Below are 2,805 nucleotides of genomic sequence, written 5' to 3' on the forward strand. Positions count from 1 at the left end.
CACCGGCGCCCGCACCAGGCGCTGGGAATGAAGACACCCGCCGAGGCTTATGCTTTAGCGGCATGACCTGTGCAGAAACCACTGGGTCATTACATCCGCACGTTCAATGTCATCGACGATTTCAGTCGGGAAGCCTTGGCCATCGAAGTCGACCTCAACCTACCGGCTGCCCGCGTCATCCGAACATTGGAACGCATCGCAGCCTGGCGCGGCTACCCCGCCAAGCTTCGTTTAGACAACGGACCGGAATTTGTCGCGCTGGCCTTGGCCGAGTGGGCCGAGCGCAAAGGCATCGCCTTGGACTTCATCGAGCCGGGGAGTCCAATGCAAAACGGTTTTATCGAACGCTTCAACGGCAGCTACCGGCGCGGCGTGCTGGACATGCATCTCTTCCGCACGCTGTGAGCGAGGTTTGCGAACAGACCGAACACTGGCTGGCCGACTACAACCAGCAGATCCCGCACGACAGCCTGGGCGGGCTAACGCCCGCCGAGTTCCTTGATCAATAGCAATCGTTGACCTCCAATTTCAGTTGGCATTGAATTGCCGGTTGGCTGAGAACAACAGGCCGGATCGATATCCATCGACTCATGCCTCTGTTACTAGATTATCACTGACTGGAAATAGTCACGGATTTCAACTTCATTACTCCGCCTTCGCAGCCGTCGACATATAGAAGTGTCGGCGACTTGTTCTGCAATGCAACCAGTAAAAGGGATACCATTTCTTTTTGCATCGGCGTAGTCGGCTGGATTAAGAAGCGATTTCCTGCTCCACAGTTGGCGCCACTCGGCAGAGGACCTTCTGTATCGACAAAAAACCCTTCCCCGACCCAGCCAGTTGCAAGAGACTTTATCGTATTCCCACCGATCGTATAGGCAGCAGCGAAGCTGTCGACGCTCACCAGAATTAGCGCCAAGAAAACGGGGTCAGGTTCTTAGGTATCCCCACGTTTTTAAAGCACCAGGGTCATCTGCTCGCGCACTGCGTCAGGCAGTGTGCGCAAGCGATCCAGCCAGCGTGAGACCGGTTCCAAGGGCCAGTGCCTGACCAGCGCCTGGCGGCCGACACGCAGTGTCGAATAGAGCTTGCGTGTGCTGTTGCGTGGCGATAGCCACCGGGCGATACCGGTGGCTTCGCATCCCAGTCCCGCCAGCCAACTGGCGAAGGTGGCCAGCGTATTGAGCAACAACAGAATCTGCAGTCGCTCACCGCGACGGGTCAGGCTGTTTTCCATCGCCTGGCCGTAGCGATGCGACTTCAGATCCCGAAATGCCAGCTCGATCTGCATCCGTCGTGCGTACAAGTTGACCAACTGCTTTGCGCTGGGCGCTTGCAGCTGTGGGGAGGCAACGATCAGCCATGGCTCGCGCTCACGCGCTGCTGCTTTCAGACTTGATGATGCACGTGAGACCTTGGCGGGTGAGCGCCGGTTGCATTGCTGACGTCCCTGACGTGTCTTGGCATAGAGCACCAGACGGCAATCGAGTGGATCACTGCGATTGGCCTGCATCGGTGGCAATTCGTGTGCACGGTTGGACGCCAATGCATGCAGGCGTCGGCTATCGATCCATTGCGCTGCATCATCGGGCACGCCTTGCGGTTTGACCTGCGTGCGTCCGCGCAGACGCCCGACCCAATCCCAGCCCATCGCCGACACCGCGCGAAACCATGGGGTGCGGAATCCGGCGTCCGTGACCAGGATCGGACGCACATCGTCTGGGATCAGTGACCGGAGTTGCTGCAAAAAACGCTTCTCTGCACCGGGCGAGCCCTGTTGTCTCCCGTGAACCACCATGTCCAGTAAGGTGAGCGTGCGCCCACCGACCGGCACGGCGGCGCGCAGCAGGCACCACGATTTGTCCGGCTTCAGATCGCTCCAATCGATCACGATCACCGGCTGCACCCCGCGCAACAGCCAGTGCGCCATGTCCCGCTCGATCACGGATCGCTCGGCATACAAGGTGCGATTGCACAGCAGGCGGTCGCATGCCTTGAGGGGGGGCACGTACCCGCGTCGCGCCGGGCCACGCGCGTGCGATGTCGATCAGCGTCAGCCGGCCTCCGTGCACCAGCGCTTCAACCGCGCGCAGCAAGGTGCGCTGGCGTAATGCATGCATCCCGGAGAGTGAGTTGGACAGGCACTTCTGCAATACTTCGCTGGCGCGCATGGTCAGCACTCTTCTCTGGCTTAGTCACCTTGAAGCGTGCCCCATGCGCGCACCTTCTTCCACATCCTGGCGCACCAAGTGCTTGATCTCGCGGGAAAAAATGTGGGGATACCTCAGGGTCAGGTTCTGAGATATCCCGATACCTAAGGGTCAGGTTGACTTCTTAGATAAACCCGACCCCACTCTTCAACATACGATTTGGGGAGATCAAATCTCCCCTATGTGCCGATTATCGCTGCAACGCACCACTCCCAGATTATGGGCTTGCAAAAGCTGCTCTGCACCCTCTCGGGTCAGAGTCTGCGCGACAGGATGGAGTTAACTATACTCGAGATATCTATCCTTCGATGCATTTGCGAGACCAACCATTTTAGAAAGAAGAGTTCGGTCGCCCTGTCTAGGCTCCACAATCATTCGGCCACAGTGAAGGCCTTGATTTGCATTGAATTCCCGTTGCATCCGTCAACGTAGATTTCTACCGTGTTCTTACTTTGCAGCGACGTTAGTGCCATAGAAAGTATTTCTTTATACATTAATGCATTAGGGAAGCTCTGAACAACTCCTCGATAGACTTCTGATCGACGCCTGAGGTTGGAGCCATCACGCGTAAGTGATTGATTTTCAGCAACGGAGA

Annotated in this window: 3 protein-coding genes and 2 pseudogenes; 2 read left to right on the plus strand and 3 right to left on the minus strand. The window is 57.3% G+C overall.

The window, feature by feature from the left end; genetic code table 11:
• Window positions 1–69: 69 nt before the first annotated feature.
• Together XarbCFBP7408_RS23350 and XarbCFBP7408_RS23355 are read left to right on the plus strand one after the other, a co-directional pair.
• Window positions 70–264: pseudogene (locus XarbCFBP7408_RS23350) on the plus strand (DDE-type integrase/transposase/recombinase); the annotation flags it as partial.
• Window positions 265–272: 8 nt separating this feature from the next.
• Window positions 273–509 (plus strand): transposase, encoded by a 237-nt coding sequence (locus XarbCFBP7408_RS23355; RefSeq protein WP_258072299.1) that lies wholly within the window; start codon window positions 273–275, stop codon window positions 507–509.
• Between the two features lie 101 nt (window positions 510–610).
• On the opposite strand, the gene XarbCFBP7408_RS22600 is transcribed toward XarbCFBP7408_RS23355, so the two are convergent.
• The 3 genes and pseudogenes from XarbCFBP7408_RS22600 to XarbCFBP7408_RS23015 form a co-directional block, all read right to left on the minus strand.
• Window positions 611–904: a hypothetical protein gene (locus XarbCFBP7408_RS22600; RefSeq protein WP_146093827.1), complete on the minus strand. Its 294-nt coding sequence runs from the start codon at window positions 902–904 to the stop codon at window positions 611–613.
• A 51-nt stretch (window positions 905–955) separates the two neighbouring features.
• A pseudogene (locus XarbCFBP7408_RS21790) lies at window positions 956–2,171 on the minus strand (IS4 family transposase).
• Between the two features lie 410 nt (window positions 2,172–2,581).
• A partial coding sequence (locus XarbCFBP7408_RS23015; RefSeq protein ID WP_219820292.1) for a hypothetical protein occupies window positions 2,582–2,805 on the minus strand: 224 nt, incomplete at its 5' end.

The organism is Xanthomonas arboricola pv. guizotiae, assembly GCF_002940205.1.
GTDB classification, from domain to species: Bacteria; Pseudomonadota; Gammaproteobacteria; order Xanthomonadales; family Xanthomonadaceae; genus Xanthomonas; species Xanthomonas arboricola_C.